Here is a 20,480-nt window from a genome sequence, read left to right as displayed (position 1 = left end):
TTATGAGTGTTGTGTATGTGCGCGTGTAATTAGTCTTTATAAATGCTGAAGTGCTCACGAGCAGCAACTAACTGCTCTTTGGTCAGCATGAATACGCCGTCACCGCCGTTGTCGAACTCCAGCCAGGTGAACGGTACATCCGGATATTGCTCTATCAGATGTACCATGCTGTTTCCGACTTCACAAATCAGAATACCGTTATCTGACAGGTAGTCTGGGGCGTTCCCCAGAATGCGACGGGTAAGTTTCAGCCCATCACTGCCGGACGCCAGACCCAGCTCAGGTTCGTGACGATATTCGTTTGGCAGATCGGACATATCTTCCGCATCGACATACGGCGGGTTGGTCACAATCAGGTCATACTGGACTTTCAGCAGATCGCGGAACAGATCGGAACGGATCGGCGTGACGTGATGGATCAGGCCGTGTTCTTCAATATTGTGTTCGGTCACCGCCAGCGCGTCAGTGGAGATATCCACCGCATCAACTTCGGCTTCCGGGAAGGCATACGCGCAGGCAATGGCAATACAACCGCTGCCGGTACACATATCGAGGATATGCTGCGGCTGCTCATTAATAAGGCCCGCAAAGCGGTTATTGATAAGCTCGCCAATCGGTGAACGCGGAACCAGCACGCGTTCATCAACATAAAACTCATGCCCGCAGAACCAGGCTTTGTTGGTCAGATAAGCAACCGGAATGCGCTCGTTTACGCGGCGAATCACGCGTTCAACAATACGATGACGCTCGCTGGAGGTCAGACGCGCTGTACGCATGTCTTCCGGAATATCCAACGGCAAATAAAGTGACGGCAGCACCAGTTGTACGGCCTCGTCCCATGGGTTATCCGTGCCATGGCCATACCAGATGTTCGCCGCGCTAAAACGGCTGACCGCCCAACGCAACATGTCCTGAATGGTATGCAGTTCACTTACTGCTTCATCGACGAAAATTTTATCCACGTATTCCTCCAGGGCATGCTCGTATTAATTTCGGCGGCTAGTTTGCCACGAAGACGGCGATAAATCAGCATTCACACAGGGCCTGAGCGCGAAAATTGCGTTTTAAGCGATCGGATGCCCGCCGAGTCGGGTTAAACTAATGGAAAATAAAAGTTGAGACTCTCGAATGAAAAAGAAAACATCGCTCAGCGAGGAGGATCAGACGCTGTTTCGCCAGCTGATGACCGGCACGCGTAAAATTAAACAGGACACCATTGTTCACCGACCTCCACGTAAAAAAATTGCCGAGGTTCCGGTTAAAAGACTGCTACAGGAGCAGGCTGATGCCAGCCACTATTTCTCGGATGAGTTTCAGCCGCTGCTGAATACGGACGGCCCGGTAAGATACCTGCGTGTCGACGTCAGCCATTTCGAACTGAAGAAAATGCGCCGTGGCGATTACTCTCCGGAGCTGTTTCTCGATCTGCATGGGCTGACCCAGCAGCAGGCCAAACAAGAGTTAGGCGCGCTGATTGCCGCCTGTCGTCGTGAGCATGTATTTTGCGCCTGCGTGATGCATGGCCACGGAAAACATATTCTGAAACAGCAAACGCCGCTTTGGCTGGCCCAGCATCCGCACGTGATGGCTTTTCATCAGGCACCGAAAGAGTACGGTGGCGACGCCGCGCTGCTGGTGCTAATTGAAGTAGAAGAGTGGCTACCGCCCGAACTTCCGTGATGCAGAAAAACAGAAAGAGCCGCGTTTGCGGCTCTTTGCATTTTCGGATGACGGCTGCGCCTTATCCGATACCAACCTTTTTAAATCGCTTTTGCCATTTTCAGGTTACACGGGCTCATCTGCCAGTTAAAAGTCCCCTTCCCGCTCTCATCAAGCGTTACGCTGGCAATCGCTGATGTGGTAAACATCGGCGGTGTTTCACCTGGGCAAAGCTCAGACACCAGATACCCCACTAAAGGCAAGTGAGAGATAACCAGTGCCGTGGCGATACCTTCATTGGCCAGAGCCTGTAAATAGGCACTGACCAGACCGACATCGCCGCAAGGAGTCAACTCCGGCAAAACATCCACACCGGTTGGCAGGTTCATACACTCCCCCACCACATCCAGCGTTTGTTCGGCTCGTAGGAACGGGCTCACCAGAACACGTTCGATATCCACTTTTTGACCTTTCAGCCAGTTCGCCATCAGGCGAGATTCGTCACAACCACAGGAGGTTAAGGGACGAACCGAATCACTGGCGGCATCGAGGGCCGCGTCGCCGTGACGCATGATAAAAACTTGCATATTGCACCGCTTTTGTTAACCAGAATCACCAATACCTTTATTCACAGCCCCTATTGGCTGTGATAACGATATGGTGGCCGGCATTGTGCCTTATCCATTCACCGAATGAAACGCTGTTTTTTACCTCAACGGCGTAAGTATAGTCAATCTCTGTTTACATTTTGAGCGCGAGCCATACATTCAGTGCGGATTCATCCTACCTTTGACCTCATGAATTCAGGTCAGTTTCCCCAATATTCCAGAATTTTTCACTGTGTGCCGCCATCTGCAATAACTGTTCACACGGCGCAAACCGCGAGCCGTATTGCGTGGTCAGCCGTTGCAGAGTCGCAACCACTTCTCCCGCGCCGAGTGAATCCATATACCGGAACGGGCCGCCGAGGAATGGCGGAAAACCAATACCAAATACAGCGCCGATGTCGCCATCACGTGCGCTACGGACTATCTTCTCGTCGAAACAACGAGCAGCTTCATTGAGCATTAACATGACGCACCGCTCTGCTACCTGCGTAGCGGTAAGTCGGCCCTGACCCTGAACGCCAATAAGCGTATAAATTGCAGGGTCGACCTGTTTTTTGCTTTTACGCCCTTTCACACCATAAAGATAGAAACCCCGACCATTTTTTCTACCTTTGCGATCGTCATTCAAAATTGAAGCAACAACATTTGCAGGCGCGCTAAAACGTTCTCCATATGCAGCCTCAAGCACTGGTATAATTTTAGTGCCCGTATCAATTCCGACCTCATCCAAAAGTTGGATTGGCCCAACTGGAAAACCAAACTTAACCAGCGCGGCGTCTATGGTTTCGACCCGCTCGCCCTCGGTCAACATACGAATCGCTTCGTTAATATAAGGCGCTAAAATGCGGTTAACGTAAAAGCCGGCCTTATCTCTGACCACTATCGGCGTTTTGCCCTGTTTTTTCGCTAACTTAACGGTAGTTGCAATCGTCTGCTCGGAGGTCGTGGCATGTGGGATCACTTCGACCAACGGCATTTTTTCCACCGGACTAAAAAAGTGTAAACCAATCACTTGTTCAGGCCTGGTAGCATTCGCAGCAATATCGCCAATCGGCAAAGATGAGGTGTTAGAAGCAAAAACGGTATGAGGTGCGCAATTTTGCTCAACTTCTGCCACCATCCGTTGTTTTAGCGACAGATCTTCAAACACGGCTTCAATAATCAAATCGCGATGCGCAAAGCCACCGTAGTCGATCGATCCCGAAATCAGCGCCAGTTGTTTATCGCGTTCGCAGGCTTTGATATGACGGCGGCGAACCTTCGTTTCAAGCTGATCCCAGCTATACTTCAGCGCATGGTTGATTCCCTTAGCGTTTATATCTTTGATGCGCACAGGCAAGCCGCCTTTACAGGCCGTCACATAAGCAATACCGCCCCCCATCAGACCGCCGCCCAAAATGCCAACGCTGTCCAGCGGACCGGGCTTCGCATCGCTTCCCGGATCCTTTTTCACGTCGGTGTTGGCAAAAAAGATGTGCCGTAGCGCCTGAGACTGGGATGTCATCGCCAGCTCACCAAACGCGCGGGCCTCTGCGTCGTAACCACTACTGCTGCCTTGCGCTAGCCCGGTTTCGATGACCTCAAGGATACGTTCTGTTGCAGGGTAGTTACCTTGCGTTTTTTGCGCCGTCTTTTTACTGGCCATGCGGAACAACAGCGCCCGCCCCAGCGGCCCCGCCAACACTCGCTCTCTTACGGGCAGTGTTCGTTGCGCAGAACTGTCCTTTTTAGCCAGTTCAACGGCCGCTTCCAGCAAAATGGAATGCGGTACAACTTCATCCACTAAACCAACTTTCAGCGCCTGTTTTGCGCGTAATTGTTTTCCGGTGAGGATCATATCCAGTGCGGTACTGACGCCAATCAGGCGCGGCAGCCGCTGCGTACCACCGGAGCCGGGCAACAAGCCAAGTTGTACTTCCGGTAAACCCAGTACGGTTTTAGCATCATCGGTACAAATACGGTTGTGGCACGCCAGCGCCATCTCCAGGCCACCGCCGAGGCATGCACCATGAATCGCGGCGATAACCGGGATCGGTAAAGCATTAATTTCCGCCATCATCTGCTGCCCCTGACGGGCCAGCGTTTCGGCTTCCTGCGCGCTGCGACAGCTACCAATCATGTTGATATCCGCCCCGGCAATGAAGTTATCGGGTTTAGCCGAAATAAACACCACACCACGCAATGCTTTGTTATCGCGGATTTGTTTCAGAATGGCCCGCACCTGAGAAGCAAACTCTGCTTTCAGGGTGTTCATTTTCTCTCCGGGCACATCAATGGTGACAACAGCAACGTTATCCAGACGTACGTTTAGTGTAAAAGCCGATGTCATTTCCATTATTCCGCCTCCAGAACCATTGCCGCACCCAGACCACCAGCTGCACAGGCTGTCACTAAACCAAAACCGCCGCCACGACGACGCAGCTCATGGAGGGTTTGAGTGATCATGCGCGCACCGGTGGCAGCAAAGGGGTGTCCATAGGCAATCGATCCGCCCAGCACGTTAAATTTACTGTCATCAACCTCGCCAGTGGCATGCCTCCTGCCCAGCACGTCGCGGGCAAAACGTTCGCTACCCAACAGCTGAAGATTCGCCAGCGTTTGCGCGGCAAAGGCTTCATGCATATCGATCAGGGTTAAATCTGCCATCGTCAGACCGGCTCTCTCCAGGGCAAGCGGTGTTGACCACGCCGGTCCCAGCAGCATGTCCTGCCAGACATCGATGGCGGTAAAAGCAAAACTACGCAAGTACCCCAGCGGCACCAGCCCCAACTCTTTCGCACGCGACTCCGTCATCATGATCACGGCGGCTGCGCCGTCCGTTAGCGGGGTACTGTTTGCCGCGGTGACGGTGCCGTGCTTGCGGTCAAACGCCGGACGTAGTTTGGCGTAATCGGCCAGCGTAGAGTTACCGCGAATGTTGTTATCTTCTGAAAAAGGATCTTTAAATGGTGGCGCGTAGGTAGTCATTACCTCATCAGCCAGCTTTCCTTCAGCCCATGCCTGAGCGGCACGCTGATGAGAGCGGTGCGCCAGAGCATCCTGCTGCTCTCGGGTAATACCATAGGTTTTGGCCATTTGCTCAGCCGTATCCCCCATACGCAAACCGGTGGAATACTCGGCGACGGCCGGCGGCACAGGCATCAGGTCACGTAAGCGCAATCGGGAAAAGAGTTTAAGGCGTTGACCGGTTGTCCGGGCCTTATTGACATCCACCAGCACCCGCGCCAGCTTTTTACTAACGCCAATAGGCAAGACTGACGAGGAGTCCGCACCACCCGCAATTCCAGCACGAATAGACCCCCCCATCAGGCTTTCCGCGACATTCGCCACCGCCTGGAAACTGGTCGCGCAGGCCCTGCTCACGCTATATGCATCGGTATGTACATTCATGCCGGTTCCCAGCACAATTTCACGAGCAATATTTGGTGCTTCAGGCATTTGCACCACCTGACCAAAAACCAGTTGCTCGATCACATCGGCAGGAATTTCGCTGCGCGCCAGCAGCTCACCGACGACCATTTTTCCTAAATCAACGGCGGGAATGCCATGAAACGCGGTAGCCTGACGAGCAAATGGCGTACGCAATCCACTTACAATGGCAATACGGTCGCCCTGGCGGGTAACCAGCGGTAAAGCCTGACTCATAACACTCCCCTGTAAAAAAATAAAATAAGTGGTCTGACCTGATCATAGTCTTAACCAATTTTTTACATTTAGCCAAGCGGAGAGAAAAGAAAGTGGGAGCTAAGACACAGTGAATAATCACTGACAGTTACGAAAAAGCCCTTGCTATCAGATAGCAAGGGCTTTTGCAGAGGGGGATTAACGCAGGCCCAGCTGGAAAATCAGCGTTTCAGCTTCACAGGCAAAAACAAAGTCGATATCCAGACGCACACCTTCTGACTCTTCAGTAAAGGTCGAAGTGATTTGGCAAGGCTCAGATTCCACGCCACGTGCCTTTTCAGTCAGAGCGGCCAGTGTTTCTTCTGCCTCTGCGCGATTCGCGAACACACGGCTGTAGGACGCGGTGCAATCGGAGTTGTCCATGATGGTGCCAACATCCATACAGCAGCAAACCGGGGTTTCATCAGCACTGCATTTACTCATTGTAGATTTCCTCTGTATTCGCACCTGAGGTGCCAGATAAACGATGGGGATATTTTACGCTCCCATTATTCGCCTCTCCAGTCGTTAATTGTACGAAATGCGATAAGTGACCGAAATCACACTTAAAAATGATCTAAAACAAAAATCGCCCAAACAGGTGAGTGCGCACCTCCGCAATTTTGCCAGCTGGATCGCGTTTCTCTGATCAAATTTGAAAATATTTATAAACATACTTGCAACATTCCAGCTGGTCCGACCTATACTCACGCCACTGGTCTGATTTCTAAGTCGTACCTCAGACCCTACACTTCGCGCTCCTGTTACGGTATGTAACATTGTTTGTATAAAAATAAATCTATGAGGTTATGGTCATGAGCCAGAAAACCCTGTTTACAAAGTCTGCTCTCGCAGTCGCAGTGGCAATTATCTCCACACAGGCCTGGTCTGCAGGCTTTCAGTTAAACGAATTTTCTTCCTCTGGCCTTGGCCGGGCATATTCGGGTGAAGGCGCAATTGCGGATGATGCAGGAAACGCCAGTCGTAACCCGGCACTGATTATGATGTTCGATCGCCCTACTTTTTCTGCGGGTGCAATTTTCGTTGACCCGGATGTAGATATTTCCGGTCGCTCGCGTATTGGCAATGACGCCAGCCAGGATAATATCGCCCCAACAGCCTGGATACCGAACGTGCATTTTGTTGCTCCGATTAACGATCAGTTTGGTTGGGGGGCCTCAGTCACCTCTAACTACGGCCTGGCTACGGAGTTTAACAATAATTACACAGCAGGCTCGATGGGCGGAAAAACCGATTTGGAAACGCTCAATTTAAACCTGAGCGGTGCTTATCGCCTGAACAATCATTTTAGCTTCGGTCTCGGTTTAAACGCCATCTATGCCAAAGCGAAGCTTGAACGCTATGCAGGCGATTTACCACAGCAGATCGTTGCAGGCTCCGGGGGTAGAATTCCTCCATCACTGGCTGCGCAATATCCGGCAGATACACAGATTGCGCGCTTGAAAGGTGACGAATGGGGCTTCGGTTGGAATGCTGGTCTTCTTTATGAAGTAGACAAAGATAACCGCTACGGTTTCACCTACCGTTCTGAAGTAAAAATTGACTTCAACGGTGATTACCGCAGCAATCTGCCATCAATGGATCGTATTCCTGCGCAGTTGCGTCCAGTGTTCGCCAGCCTGCCAGCAGGAACCAACGGCAGTACGATCGATGGTTCACTTGATCTGAACCTGCCGGAAATGTGGGAGTTTTCAGGTTATAACCGCGTTGCACCACAGTGGGCGGTTCACTACAGCATGGCTTATACCAGCTGGAGTCAGTTTCAGGAGCTGAAAGCAAAAGGCAACAACGGCCAAACCTTGTTCTATAAAGAAGAAGGCTTCAAAGACTCCTATCGCATCGCGCTCGGTACTACTTATTACTATGATGATACCTGGACGTTCCGTACCGGTATCGCCTTTGATGATAGCCCGGTTCCGGCAAACCGTCGTTCCATCTCTATTCCGGATCAGGACCGCTTCTGGCTGAGCGCGGGCACAACCTACGCCTTTAATAAGGATGCCTCGTTGGATGTTGGCATCTCTTATATGCACGGTCAGAAAGTGAAGTTCGAAGAAGGCCCATACTCCTTTGAATCTGAAGGGAAAGCCTGGTTGTACGGTATGAACTTGAACTACGCATTCTGATTATCTTCAGACGTAAAAAAGGTGAGCTTTTTAGCTCACCTTTTTATTTGCCCAATTCCTTACTCAGAATCGATCTCTTTTAAATCGTCCTGAATGTCTTTCGCGTTCGGGTTTTCTTCTGGTTTGAGTTTCCCACCGTTCGCAATAAAGTCATGGCGCTGGAAGTAAGCTTCACGCACCATAATGTAAGGATCGGAAGACTGACGCAGCAGACCGTCAGAGTCGAGCAATTGCGCGCGAGTTTCAATCCCTTCAACCGTCCATTTGCCTATCGACAACGGCCAGGTCAGCCAGGACAGTACCGGATACAGGGTATCGACCATATCGCCGCCGTCATCACGCAGTGTGAAACTACCGTAGAACGGAAGCTGCATATACGGCCCGTAACCCACGTCATAGTGGCCTAACGTACTGCCAAAGCGGTGTGGTTCAACGCGCTGCAACTTCGGATTAGCCATACCTGCCACATCGATAAAGCCGCCCATACCTAACAGGGTATTCAGGAAGAAACGGGTAAAGTGCACCATCCCCTGATAAGGATCGCCTTGCAGGAAATAGTTGACCATGACGGCCGGTTCTTCAAGGTTCCCCGTAAAGTTGCTTAAACCATTACGCGCCGGCTGCGGAACATAATCACGCCAGGCCACTGCTACCGGTCGAACAACATAGGGATCCAACACGTTAAAGTTGAAGTTGTACATGGTACGGTTGAACCCTTCAAATGGGTCCGAACGCCCCTGCTGTTCAGTACCGGAGCTCGCACACCCCACCAAAAGTGAGGTTCCCAGCGCAAGCGCCGACAGGCGAAGCTTCATAAGTATCTCCCTGTGTTTTATGGCTATCGCTGATTGCCATCCATGACGGAACGATGACGTATCCGCCTGTTTAGATGTGAGCGATTGTAACAGCACGTCAAATGATGTCTATATACCCTGTCTTACTGATTTGATCATAGCCTGGTAATACGCACTCCGCGGCGGTTCTATTCTAACTAACCCGATAAAAACAAACGTTACCATTTTTGCTATCTCAGACTTTCTCCCGCTGATTTTCAGACAAAAGCCGCTACGCTTTAGCAATACGTGCTTATTCAGGATTCGGCCATGAATGACATCAAGAAAGATAAGATTGATCGACACAGCGACGAACTCGAAGTGGAAAGCGATGAAAAACTAACAGGGAAAAAGATAGAGCTTGATGAGGACAGACTCCCCTCCCGCGCCATGGCGATCCATGAACATATTCGCCAGGATGGGGAGAAAGAGATGGAGCGCGACGCAATGGCCCTGCTGTGGTCAGCCATCGCAGCCGGACTGTCGATGGGCGCCTCGCTACTGGCTAAAGGGATTTTTCACGTACAGCTGGAAGGTGTGCCAGGGGGATTTTTACTCGAGAACCTCGGTTATACTTTCGGCTTTATTATTGTCATTATGGCCCGCCAACAACTCTTTACCGAAAATACCGTCACCGCCGTACTGCCGGTGATGCAAAACCCTACCCTCGGCAATTTTGGCCTGTTGATGCGCCTGTGGAGCGTGGTACTGCTGGGTAATATTATTGGCACCGGGGTTGCAGCATGGGCGTTTGAACATATGCCGATTTTTGATGAAGAGACCCGCGATGCTTTCGTCAAAATTGGCATGGATGTGATGAAAAACACTCCTGTGGAGATGTTTTCCAACGCCATCATTTCTGGCTGGTTAATTGCCACCATGGTGTGGATGTTCCCCGCCGCCGGGGCGGCAAAAATTGTGGTCATTATTCTGATGACCTGGCTGATTGCGTTAGGCGATACCACGCATATCGTCGTTGGCTCGGTGGAAATTCTCTATCTGGTCTTTAATGGCACGCTGCACTGGAGTGATTTTTTCTGGCCCTTTGCGCTACCAACGCTCGCCGGGAATATCTGTGGCGGAACGTTTATTTTCGCGCTGATGAGCCATGCGCAGATCCGCAATGATATGAGCAACAAACGCAAGGAAGAAGCCCGGTTACAAGCAAAGCGTGATGAGCAAACGCAGAAAAACCAGAAAAAACAGGCCTGAATGGTGACTGTTTGAGCAGTCGGGCGGCCTGAGACTTACCGTTGTGAGTAAAAAACGCTATACTCGTGCCGCTTCGTCCCCTTAGTTAAATGGATATAACGAGCCCCTCCTAAGGGCTAGTTGCAGGTTCGATTCCTGCAGGGGACACTCTGAAATTAATGCATCCTGTTTAAATCCAATCAATTACCAGCCAGTTCATCACTGGGCCAGGCGGTAGAACGGCACATTCCTCACTGTTGCAGTAAGATTGTCGGACACCATTGTCTGCTTTGTAGCTATCCGCATCCCTGCTTTTCTCAGCCTCAACACATCAGCGGCAATACGCTGGCTGCCAAACCAGAAAAGCCCATCCAGCGCAGTGACATCAAGGCCCGATTCAAGTGCCAGCTTCAGACGTTCGCGTGGTGCTTTTACTGTTTTAGCAATCTGCTGATATGGCGCTTCGCTTGAACCTGCAGGACTAATGCGCCGGATTCGATGCGACAGGCGGTACTGAAATTCATCCGGTATCCCACCGAGACTCGCTTTCAGGCTGTAAACACAACCAAAGCGTTTGCCGTTAAAGATGACGTTTTTCTGACTAAGCTGCAGCTCTTCACGCACGCTGGCAATCAGTTGCGGAGTACGGAGTAATAACAGGCGGAAAGGCAACTCAAAACTGGTCACGTAGTCCACATTCAATAAAGCAATACGCAGACGCTCTTGCGGTCCCGCCTTCAATTCGCGACATTCAGTAATAACATCAGCCCACTGGCCGGTAAGGCGGGAACTCTCAGTCGCCTCAGTAAAGCTGTATTTTTCAGTCTCATAATCAATACGTTCAGTCACACGGCATTCCCTTCTGGCCACATCTCGGTATCGGTTGTTCACTTTACCAGCGACAAGATTGCTATGTCAGGAATCTTTGCTTAACCCACCCAATATTTGCTTCATACCATCACACTAAGATGACGACAACTGACCGATCCGGCGCGTTTACCGGATCGGTACAGCGGCGTCATGTCAGACAACAAAACGATTGACCAGCCCCTTCATGGTGACCGACAGATTGTCCAGCCGCTGGCTGTCGCTCGCGGCCTGAGAAACCAGCGCCGCATTTTGCTGCGTAACCTGCTCCATCGGTCGCAGAGCCTGGTTTATCTGGGTTACCCCTTGCGACTGTTCTGTCGCCACGCGCGCGATATCCGCAATATATTGCTTCATACTGGTGGTATTGTCCGCTGCCGCTTCCAGCGCGGTAGCTGATGCCGTGACCCGCTCAACGCCCTCACTAATTTTAACCATGTTCTGCGCAACCAGCTCGCGGATCTGGTTAGCTTCTTTGGCGCAACGCTGGGAAAGATTCCGCACTTCACTGGTCACAACCGCAAACCCCCTGCCCATCTCTCCTGCCCGCGCAGCTTCCACTGCCGCATTCAGCGCCAGTAAGTTAGTCTGAAACGAGATATCATCAATTGAGGTCACAATATTCGATATTTTCTCACTGGAAGCGCGAATATCCCCCATACTCTGGTTCGCCGCAGTGGCAACGTTACTGGCCTGTCGGACCTCTTTTTCCAACCTGATTGTCAGATGCTCCGCTTCGCGGGCATTATCCGCTGTTTGCGTAATCGCAGTTGATAACTGCTCCATACTGGCCACGGCTTGTACTATTGATGCAGCCTGTTCATCTGTACGTTGAGCCAAATCCTGATTTCCCACCGTAATACTGCTGCTGGCATCGGACAAAACCACGGCGCCTTGTTTAATCTCCTGTACGATATGCTGAATACTTTCCAGCATCGTGTTATAGGCACGATTAAGTGAGGAAAGCTCATCTTTACCCGGCGTCGCCAGACGTTGAGTCAGATCGCCATTCATCCCCGCAATCTTGCGCAGCGTGTCGCTGAATTGTCGATGCATATTGATTGCGATGGCTCCAGCGAAGGTCAATGATGCCAGTAGCGCTAACAAGCTGACGACCATATACATTTGCCAGTTTTTTCGTGCATCCTGCGCGAGTTTTTCTGCATTCGCCAACAGAAGATTCGCCGTCACATTTTCTATCTGCCGCATCACTTCAATACGCTGGGTTTGTACTTTGAACCAGGTAGTAGGATCGACACCAAATCCACCGTTCTCGACATGATTAAACGCGGTTTCACGAAATGAGAGGGCTTTTGACGCTTCTGCAGATTGTAAGCGATTTTTCAACATGGCCGCCTGTTCCGGCGAGCTCAGCCGCAACGATTGTGCCAGCCAGACGTTCTGTTTACTGACGACATCACTGAGCTGATGTAACTGTCCGTCGGCGAAATGACCGGAGGAAAAGATATTTGATAACAGTGCCCGTTCAATACCCGCTTGTTCTTTCAAATTCAGCAGATTGTAGTAGGCGGCAAATGCGTTTGCCATTTCGCCAGAATCCGTCAACTGCCCCAACTTGCCGACAAAACTCAGCACATCAGCAATGACGTTGGTGTAAAACTTAACCACATCTGCGGCCGGAAGCCCCAACTGCGTGACATTTTCCCGGATGGTGGCGAGCGAAAGAATGTTTTTCTTAAACGCAGCGACAGAGGTAGCAACATCCCCTTCCGGTAATGCAGTATCGGACAACGAGCGCACGAATACCTCGATCTCGCGATCGGTCAAAGCCCGCTGCGCGTTTAACTCATCTTTGAACGTAGTCCCTGCAGCCCCCAGAAATCCGACACTCATTCCCCGTTCTTTTTGCAGTTCATGCACCACATTTCCGGCACTGCGTGCGAGCGCTGTCAGTTGGGCAATATTCTCCATCTGCCGTTCTGTCTCAATACGCGCCAATATTCCTGAACCTGCAAACCAACACAACGCCAGCAATAGGGGTTGTAGCGCGATTATTAACTTCATTTTCATCGGCATTCGATAAACCCACCACATGCCACTTCCCTCCATTAACCATATTTTCACCATGGTTATCGGCATCAAACAGCCTCTCTTTAAAATCCCCCATGAGACAAGTGATTGTTTTTAGGCCTAATATTCACCAACATACCTCTATTGGGCTATATTACTCAGAATTAATGTTTGCCCAACCACAGTAATTCAAACTTATATTTCATCTTTCTGAATAATATAGATTATTATTTTATTCTTGTTGCGCGTTTATCCGTTCGATACAGGCACAGACATCCGGTTTATCTCGTGTTCCCTTAAACAATGATCAAAAGAGCAGTAATTTAATTGATGCAATACACAATACACTTTGCAAAGTGCTATTATCATTCTGCATTAAGATTATTATATTAAATATTCAACTAGAGAAAAACACATTCAAATCAAATAATTATTAGCATAATGAATTACTATTGGTAAATCCGAACAACATTTATATTGAATTAAAAAATAAGTTATCTAACATAATTATTGCTTATCACTAATCTATAAGAGAATAAACTTATGAAAAAAATCAGTATTATTGCATTGTTAGGTTCAACATTAGCATTTTCAGCATATGCCGCTGAACAAATCTCACCAGAGCAAGCCAGCAAATATACAAAAATAGGAGAACTTAGCGTAACTGAAGACGGCTTTACAATGACAGATGACGGGCTCAGCAAAAAGGTGGATGAAAAGGGTGGCAAATACTATGTAATTACCTCAATTGAAGGGCAATCGGAACACAAAACGATCAATGCTGATATTTATAAATAAACCATAATAGAAATAAATCATTACCAATCTGCACCGCCATGATTACTTGACCCTCCCTAAACAGGAGAGTCAAGTAATTGCATGTAATTATTGTTTTTCGTTGAATATATTTAAGGAGATAATATGCCCAGAATTTATATCTCTGGAAAACTGACGTATATCGCCTTCTCCGCGATGACACTCTTGCTATCAGGTTGTGCCTCCATTCCTTCATCAATTAAAGGTAATGGCCAACCAGACCTGCAGAAAGATTTTCTAAAACTGAAGCAAACTCCCAATCTCTATGTAGGACAGCAAGCGCGACTGGGTGGACTGGTTATCAATGTCGTTAACCAACCGCATGAAACGTTGCTCGAAATAGCGGTACTACCGCTTAATTATAATGCGAAACCAGAAATCGGGACACCATATCAAGGACGATTATTAGCCCGGAGTTCAACTTTTCTCGACCCTGTTAATTTCCGCAATCACTACGTTACCGTTTTGGGTAACCTGACCGGGAGCCGTTCTGGTCGGGTCGGTAATTCCAGTTACCCATTTGTTACAATGAATATTCTTGGGTATCAGGTATGGCAGGAAGAAACACGTATTATGCCAGCACCGGGTTTTGATTACGGTATTGGACCCGTTTGGCCTGCCGACTGGAATGGTATGATGTATCCTGGCTGGGGATGGTACGATCCGCCGCTGCAAGTGGAAAAGACGCTATCTCCTTAAGTTTCGGTACCTCCCCCTTCATAACCTCGTCTCCATTCAATGCCTGGATGGCCCACGTTTCCGGGCATTATCAGTAATCATCCGTTAATTATCTTGTTAAAGATGAATAAAAAAAGCTGGCGAATCCATCGCCAGCAAAAGTCTGTAAAGGAGTCTCGAGTTTGTCACCAATACAAGTGACATAGTAATCCTAATACTCTGGCAGATACACAACAAGTTACTCTTATATAAATTAATCCTGGATAAGATAAAACATAATATCTCATAGTAATACCTAAGGAGTATTTGTAATACCAGGATTATTCTTATACTAAAAACAAAAAACCATATATTTTGCAGGATTAAGAATTTTACTTAGGATTATTATATAGGTACATCTCTGGATAAATTATAAAAATAGATTATGTTTATATTATTATCTAAGCATAACACGGGATAATTACCCCTACATATCAAACTCGATCACCAATGTTAAAACTCTGTTTTCTACAAACATTATAACTAGACATCTGCACCAAAGGAGCATTTTTATGATTTTCATTATCACAAAGGATTTTTTCCTTTTCCAGGGTGTTTTTAACCTACAGGAAAAGGAAAAAACCATCAAAATCAATCAACTTTCAGATATTAACTTTAATGATCTTGATCACAATGTAAAAATAATTATTGACACTTATCATAATAATATTATTGATGAAACTACGGTCAAGCTACTCAATGACATCAATGTTGAAAGGATCATCATCCTGGCCCCCTTTCACATTAGCAAATTAAAAAGCCAGTCGCCTTTACTGTTCGTAAGCAGAAAAGAGCAGATATTAAATTTACTCTCCCTCATCATAGATGAAAAAATTTCATATCAAAAACCTAACGTGGCACTCTCGCACAACCAACTTAAACTTGTCAACTCCATAATTAACCAACATAACATACATGAAATTACGCAGTCCCTGAACATTTCAGAGCAAACAATGCGCATTCAAAAATTTAATATCATGCTCAAGCTAAAACTTAGAAGAATAAGCGATCTTGTTACCTTGAAGATATCACCTTATTTTTAGAATACAAGTGATTGACATTCAAAAACATCCATTAGAAAAGAAGGTTTTATGCTCGCATCTTTAATTGCCATTATGGTTGGTGGTGGTGTCGGTAGTGCTTTACGTTGGGGCATTTCCCAGCGATTGAATGCACTATTCCCTTTATTACCCCCCGGAACGCTCGTTTCAAATATAATTGCCGGATTCATTATTGGATTTGCTACAGTTTTTTTTACCCGACTAACATCATTTTCTCCGGCAGTGAAGCTGATGGTCACCACAGGGCTATGTGGTGGTTTATCGACATTTTCTACTTTTTCAGAGGAGGTATTTTCGCATTTGCAAAACGAAGATTACATTTGGGCCGGTACTGAAATCGCGGTTCACGTGCTGTTCTCCTTACTCGCCGTGTATACCGGCTTCTTAATTGCGTCATTTATTACCTATTGGTACCGATGAACCGTAAACCTTCGTAACGTATATGTGAGGGATATAATGCAGATAAAAAGAAAATTTGCGGTAATTGGCCTGGTTAATATTCTATTCGTTGTGGGGTGTGATGATAGTAAGAATGCCCCACCACATACCGTGATACCGGATGTCGGTATTATTACGCTTAAAGAAGAATCCGTGAATATCACCAGTAAATTACCCGGGCGAATTGTACCTTATGAAGTTGCTGAGATACGCCCGCAGGTTGGGGGGATTATTCTCAGCCGTCAGTTTAAAGAAGGCAGCACGGTTAATGCCGGAGAACCGCTGTACCAGATTGACCCTGCCCCTTTACTGGTAGAACTGGATCGGGCGAAGGGAAGTCTGGCTAAGGCTCAATCAGCAGCAGATAACAGCCGCTTAACGTTGAATCGTTTTACGTCATTGTTTAAATCACATTATGTCAGCCAACAAGACTACGACGAGGCCCAGACTAACGCGAAGGAAGCGCAGGCAAACTTGCAAGTGGCGAAAGCGGCGGTTGAAAGTGCCAGAATCAACCTGAACTATGCCAGCGTCACCTCGCCGCTGAGTGGATTAAGCGGCAAGTCAACTGTCACCATCGGCGCACTTGTCACCGCCAATCAGGGGCAAGCACTGGTCACAGTTCAACGTCTTGATCCTATATACGTGGATGTTACCCAGTCCGCCAATGATTTTCTCCGGCTAAAAACAGACATGGAGCAAGGCATAATAGAGCAAAGCCAGGGTCAGGCAACGGCCATATTAGAGTTTGATAACGGTAAGCAATATGCTCACACAGGGAAATTACAGTTTTCCGACCTCACAGTGGATGAAACAACGGGGTCTGTTACGCTCAGAGCAATTTTTCCTAATCCAGATAACACGCTATTACCTGGCATGTACGTCACTGCCGTGCTCAGTGAGGGTATCCAGCGCAATGTATTGTTGGTTCCACAAGAAGCGGTAACTCGCAATGCCAGCGGCAAAGCAACAACGCTTATTCTTGATCCGGAAAACATTGTCCAGTCGCGTGAAATTATTGCCACCAAAGCAATAGGAGATAAGTGGCTGGTGACTTCCGGTTTGCACCCTGGCGATAGGGTCATTATTTCTGGGCTCCAACAGATTCGGCCTGGCATTAAAGCTCATGCTCTCCCCTCCCCTTTAGATTCAAACCCCCCTTTACCTCAGTAAGGCCGGGTAACAGGAGTTTTTTCTATGGCTAATTTTTTTATTGAGCGCCCGGTCTTCGCCTGGGTTCTTGCTATTATCATGATGCTAAGCGGCGTCATTGCTATTACTCAGTTGCCCATTGCTCAATACCCCAACATTGCCCCACCGGCGGTAACTATCAGCGCATCATACCCAGGAGCCGATGCACAGACTGTACAAAACTCGGTGACGCAGATTATTGAACAGAATATGAATGGTCTGGATGGATTAATGTATATGTCCTCAACCAGCGACTCCTCTGGCAATGCCACCCTGACCCTCACGTTCGAGTCGGGGACCAACCCTGATATCGCTCAGGTACAGGTGCAGAATAAATTACAATTGGCGATCCCGTCATTACCGCAGCAAGTACAACAGCAAGGTATTAGTGTTGATAAAGCCAGCAGCAATATTTTACTGGTTGCCGCATTTATTTCAGAGGATGGGGCGCTTAACCAGTACGATATTGCCGACTATGTTGCGTCCAATATCAAAGATCCGCTTAGCAGAATCGCAGGGGTGGGCAGCATTCAACTATTTGGTTCACAGCATGCCATGCGAATTTGGCTTGATCCGGTCAAACTCAACCAATATCAGCTTGTCCCTCAGGATGTCATTCGGAAAGTCAAAATACAGAATAATCAAATATCGGGAGGACAGTTAGGTGGTGCACCTCAGGCAAATAACCAGCAGTTGAATGCTTCAATTATCGTCCAGACCCGATTACAAAACACACAGGAGTTTGGAAATATTCTACTGAAAGTTCAACAAGATGGCTCACACATTACATTGAACGACGTTGCTCACATTGAACTGGGTGCTGAAAGTTATGGCACTGTAGCAAAATACAACGGGAACCCTGCAGCAGGGATTGCGATTAAGTTGGCCACAGGTGCCAATGCCCTGGATACCGCAAAGTTAGTCAAAGAGGAAATAGCCCGACTTTCGCCCTGGTTCCCGCCAGGTCTCAAAACCGTCTATCCCTATGACACCACGCCCTTCATTAAGATATCCATACAAGAAGTCGTTAAAACGCTGGTTGAGGCCATTGTTTTAGTTTTCATTGTTATGTATTTATTCTTACAAAATTTTCGGGCAACACTTATTCCAACAATAGCAGTCCCGGTTGTCATACTAGGCACATTTGCCGTTCTCTCCGTTGCTGGCTTTACCATCAATACTCTGACAATGTTTGGCCTTGTCCTGGCCATTGGTCTGCTCGTTGATGATGCTATTGTGGTGGTGGAAAATGTTGAGCGCGTGATTGCAGAGGAACACCTTTCCCCCAAAGAAGCTACGCATAAATCAATGTCACAAATACAAGGGGCGCTGGTAGGAATTGTACTGGTCCTCTCGGCTGTATTTGTACCGATGGCGTTACTGGGCGGTTCAACCGGAGAGATATACCGGCAATTCTCGGTAACGATTGTCGCCGCCATGGCGCTTTCTTTATTAACCGCATTATCGTTAACGCCCGCATTATGTGCCACGCTGCTCAAACCAGCGCATCATGATACCTCCCATTCTGCACCTCGTTTTTTCACACTGTTTAACCAGCACTTTGAGCGTTTTACCCAGCATTACAGCGACAGTACGCGCAAGATTCTGCGAGTCACTTCTCGATATATGATTCTGTATTTACTGATCATTATTGCCATGGTGCTACTGTTTCTACGCATTCCGACCTCATTTTTACCTGAGGAGGATCAGGGCGTTTTGCTGACCATGGCCCAGTTGCCACCGGGTGCTACGCTGGTGAAAACTAATAAAGTACTTGAAGACGTCAGCCACTATTACCTGACGCAAGAAAAAAGTAATGTGGAATCAGTTTTTACTGTCAGCGGTTTTGGATTTAGCGGGCAAGGTCAGAACAACGGGTTGGCCTTTGTAAGCCTGAAACCCTGGTCTGAACGCACGGCAAGTGCCGATGGTATTAATGCGATCATTCAACGTGCCACCAGAGGTCTGGCTACAATAAATCAGGCTATTGTTTATCCCTTCAATTTACCCGCCGTCCCGGAACTTGGCACGGCCTCAGGTTTTGATCTGGAACTTATAGATAAAGCCAATCTGGGTCACCAAAAGCTCACTCAGGCAAGAAATCAGCTCCTCGGAATGGCAAAACAGCATCCCGAACAGGTGGTCGGCGTTCGCCCCAATGGACTGGAAGATACGCCCATGTTTCGGGTGCATGTCAATGCGGCAAAAGCAGAATCTATGGGCGTATCTCTCAACGATATAAATCAGACGATCTCAACCGCGTTTGGTAGCAGCTACGTTAATGACTTCCTGGATAATGGACGCGTCAAAAAGGTCTTCGTACAGGCAGCCATTCCTTATCGCATGCTTCCGGAAAGTATTGATAGCTGGTATGTCCGTAACGCTTCTGGGGACATGGTACCGTTTAGCGCATTTGCCTATACAGATTGGACTTATGGTTCACCGCGTCTTGAACGCTATAACGGCTCTCCTTCAATGGAGATTCTTGGCGAAGCCGCACCGGGAAAAAGCACCGGAGATGCCATGGCATTTATGGCCTCACTCATCGAAAAACTGCCTGCTGGCATCGGATATGACTGGACAGGAATGTCGTACCAGGAGCGCTTATCCACCGACCAGGCCCCTATGCTGTACCTTATTTCAATCGTCGTTGTTTTTCTGTGTCTGGCAGCGCTCTATGAAAGCTGGTCAATTCCCTTTGCCGTAATGCTGGTTGTTCCACTTGGCGTTGTTGGCGCCTTATCAGCGACCTGGTTGCGTGGGTTATCCAACGATGTCTACTTTCAGGTTGGTCTACTGACAACAATTGGGTTATCGGCTAAAAACGCGATTTTGATTGTAGAATTTGCCGTTGAAATTATGCAAAAACAGGGTAAAAGCGATATTGAAGCGACATTAGACGCAGCCAGAATGCGCTTAAGACCGATTCTGATGACCTCTTTGGCATTCATTCTTGGTGTGCTTCCATTAGTCATTAGCAACGGCGCGGGTTCAGGCGCACAAAACGCAGTAGGCACAGGCGTGATGGGCGGAATGATTGCCGCAACGGTCCTGGCGATATTCTTTGTTCCCGTATTTTTTATTGTTGTACATCGTTTTTTTACAAAAATAGTGATAAGAAAATAAACAATGTTAGTTAGGATTTATTTATTAAATAATACGTACTGGAGGTTTTGCAACATATCGCAAGAGTGTTTACGATAATATCGGTATCAGTGCAGACTGATCCCCTGAGAAAACATTTGGTATGCTTCCGAT

Annotated in this window: 17 protein-coding genes and 1 tRNA gene; 10 read left to right on the top strand and 8 right to left on the bottom strand. The window is 48.1% G+C overall.

Annotated features, from left to right (window positions below; all coding sequences use genetic code 11):
- Positions 1-29: 29 nt before the first annotated feature.
- Positions 30-962 carry a 50S ribosomal protein L3 N(5)-glutamine methyltransferase gene (prmB, locus tag OGX66_RS19065; protein ID WP_003028173.1) on the bottom strand — a complete coding sequence of 311 codons (933 nt, stop codon included), beginning with the start codon at positions 960-962 and terminating at the stop codon, positions 30-32.
- Between the two features lie 166 nt (positions 963-1,128).
- On the opposite strand from prmB, the gene smrB reads away from it, so the two are divergent.
- The gene (smrB, locus tag OGX66_RS19060) at positions 1,129-1,680 is read left to right on the top strand and encodes an endonuclease SmrB (protein ID WP_088903231.1); all 552 of its coding nucleotides are present in this window, start codon (positions 1,129-1,131) and stop codon (positions 1,678-1,680) included.
- A gap of 80 nt (positions 1,681-1,760) precedes the next feature.
- Here smrB and sixA read toward each other — a convergent pair whose 3' ends face one another.
- The 4 genes from sixA to OGX66_RS19040 form a co-directional block, all read right to left on the bottom strand.
- Positions 1,761-2,246: a phosphohistidine phosphatase SixA gene (gene sixA, locus OGX66_RS19055; RefSeq protein WP_003028179.1), complete on the bottom strand. Its 486-nt coding sequence runs from the start codon at positions 2,244-2,246 to the stop codon at positions 1,761-1,763.
- Positions 2,247-2,454: 208 nt separating this feature from the next.
- Positions 2,455-4,602: a fatty acid oxidation complex subunit alpha FadJ gene (fadJ, locus tag OGX66_RS19050; protein WP_136345882.1), complete on the bottom strand. Its 2,148-nt coding sequence runs from the start codon at positions 4,600-4,602 to the stop codon at positions 2,455-2,457.
- Positions 4,602-5,912: an acetyl-CoA C-acyltransferase FadI gene (fadI, locus tag OGX66_RS19045; protein ID WP_286512085.1), complete on the bottom strand. Its 1,311-nt coding sequence runs from the start codon at positions 5,910-5,912 to the stop codon at positions 4,602-4,604. The genes fadJ and fadI overlap by 1 nt, the downstream gene beginning before the upstream one ends.
- A 177-nt stretch (positions 5,913-6,089) precedes the next feature.
- Entirely contained in the window at positions 6,090-6,374 is a 285-nt protein-coding gene (locus OGX66_RS19040) for a YfcZ/YiiS family protein (protein WP_003834838.1), read from the bottom strand.
- A 371-nt stretch (positions 6,375-6,745) separates the two neighbouring features.
- Between OGX66_RS19040 and fadL the strand changes: the two genes are divergently transcribed.
- Positions 6,746-8,077: a long-chain fatty acid transporter FadL gene (gene fadL, locus OGX66_RS19035; protein ID WP_032941151.1), complete on the top strand. Its 1,332-nt coding sequence runs from the start codon at positions 6,746-6,748 to the stop codon at positions 8,075-8,077.
- Positions 8,078-8,136: 59 nt separating this feature from the next.
- Here fadL and mlaA read toward each other — a convergent pair whose 3' ends face one another.
- A complete protein-coding gene (mlaA, locus tag OGX66_RS19030) occupies positions 8,137-8,892 on the bottom strand; it encodes a phospholipid-binding lipoprotein MlaA (RefSeq protein WP_270932809.1) in 756 nt (251 codons plus the stop codon).
- A 288-nt stretch (positions 8,893-9,180) separates the two neighbouring features.
- Here mlaA and OGX66_RS19025 point away from each other — a divergent pair, with 288 nt between their 5' ends.
- Both OGX66_RS19025 and OGX66_RS19020 read left to right on the top strand, forming a co-directional pair.
- Complete coding sequence (locus OGX66_RS19025) at positions 9,181-10,122, top strand: formate/nitrite transporter family protein (protein ID WP_046670109.1); 942 nt, start codon at positions 9,181-9,183, stop codon at positions 10,120-10,122.
- A gap of 75 nt (positions 10,123-10,197) precedes the next feature.
- Positions 10,198-10,269, top strand: a tRNA-Arg gene (locus OGX66_RS19020).
- A 51-nt stretch (positions 10,270-10,320) separates the two neighbouring features.
- Here the strand turns inward: OGX66_RS19020 and OGX66_RS19015 are convergent.
- A complete protein-coding gene (locus OGX66_RS19015) occupies positions 10,321-10,950 on the bottom strand; it encodes an ECs1377 family protein (RefSeq protein ID WP_003028217.1) in 630 nt (209 codons plus the stop codon).
- A 174-nt stretch (positions 10,951-11,124) separates the two neighbouring features.
- Positions 11,125-13,023 (bottom strand): methyl-accepting chemotaxis protein, encoded by a 1,899-nt coding sequence (locus tag OGX66_RS19010; RefSeq protein WP_286512084.1) that lies wholly within the window; start codon positions 13,021-13,023, stop codon positions 11,125-11,127.
- Positions 13,024-13,542: 519 nt separating this feature from the next.
- On the opposite strand from OGX66_RS19010, the gene OGX66_RS19005 reads away from it, so the two are divergent.
- The 6 genes from OGX66_RS19005 to OGX66_RS18980 all read left to right on the top strand — a co-directional run bounded on the left by OGX66_RS19005 (position 13,543) and on the right by OGX66_RS18980 (position 20,348).
- Entirely contained in the window at positions 13,543-13,797 is a 255-nt protein-coding gene (locus tag OGX66_RS19005) for a YdgH/BhsA/McbA family protein (protein WP_003845055.1), read from the top strand.
- 123 nt (positions 13,798-13,920) lie between these two features.
- Positions 13,921-14,514 (top strand): Slp family lipoprotein, encoded by a 594-nt coding sequence (locus tag OGX66_RS19000; RefSeq protein WP_003845054.1) that lies wholly within the window; start codon positions 13,921-13,923, stop codon positions 14,512-14,514.
- 530 nt (positions 14,515-15,044) lie between these two features.
- Positions 15,045-15,575, top strand: coding sequence for a helix-turn-helix transcriptional regulator (locus OGX66_RS18995; RefSeq protein WP_088903226.1), 531 nt, complete (start codon positions 15,045-15,047; stop codon positions 15,573-15,575).
- Positions 15,576-15,623: 48 nt separating this feature from the next.
- Entirely contained in the window at positions 15,624-16,013 is a 390-nt protein-coding gene (gene crcB / locus OGX66_RS18990) for a fluoride efflux transporter CrcB (RefSeq protein ID WP_088903225.1), read from the top strand.
- Positions 16,014-16,049: 36 nt separating this feature from the next.
- Positions 16,050-17,204 (top strand): efflux RND transporter periplasmic adaptor subunit, encoded by a 1,155-nt coding sequence (locus OGX66_RS18985; RefSeq protein WP_088903224.1) that lies wholly within the window; start codon positions 16,050-16,052, stop codon positions 17,202-17,204.
- Between the two features lie 24 nt (positions 17,205-17,228).
- A complete protein-coding gene (locus OGX66_RS18980) occupies positions 17,229-20,348 on the top strand; it encodes an efflux RND transporter permease subunit (RefSeq protein WP_088903223.1) in 3,120 nt (1,039 codons plus the stop codon).
- Positions 20,349-20,480 lie beyond the last annotated feature (132 nt).

Source organism: Citrobacter sp. Cf072 (genome assembly GCF_030334485.1).
Classification (GTDB): domain Bacteria; phylum Pseudomonadota; class Gammaproteobacteria; order Enterobacterales; family Enterobacteriaceae; genus Citrobacter; species Citrobacter freundii.
Note: the sequence above shows the minus strand (reverse complement) of the source record. Positions and strands in the feature narration are given on the sequence as shown.